Annotated in this window: 1 protein-coding gene; it reads left to right on the top strand. The window is 66.7% G+C overall.

Annotated elements, in window-relative coordinates; all coding sequences use genetic code 11:
* A partial coding sequence (locus AC1DYG_RS20970) for an AAA domain-containing protein (RefSeq protein WP_477641748.1) occupies positions 1-357 on the top strand: 357 nt, incomplete at both ends.

The following is a 357-nucleotide window of genomic DNA, read 5'->3' as shown; positions in this document are numbered from 1 at the left end:
CTCGATATGCGGAGCACATCCTCGCCGCGACGCCGTGCGTGTTCGTCAGCCCGGGGTCGCTCGCTCAGTTCGTCCCGCCCGGATCGGCGACATTCGATCTGGTGGTCTTCGACGAAGCGTCCCAGGTGACCGTCGCACAGGCGATCGGCGCTCTCGGCCGCGGACAGTCCGCGGTGATCGTCGGCGACTCGCAGCAGATGCCGCCGACATCCTTCGGTCAGGTCACCGCCGCCGATGACGATGAAGAAACCGAGGTGGGCGAACTCGCGCCGGAGGATTCCGAGAGCATCCTCACCGAGTGCGTCGATTCGGGCGTCCCGCAATTGTGGCTGTCGTGGCACTACCGCAGCCAGGACG

The organism is Pedococcus sp. P1_H8, assembly GCF_056405175.1.
This window is presented reverse-complemented; position numbering and strand designations above follow the sequence as displayed.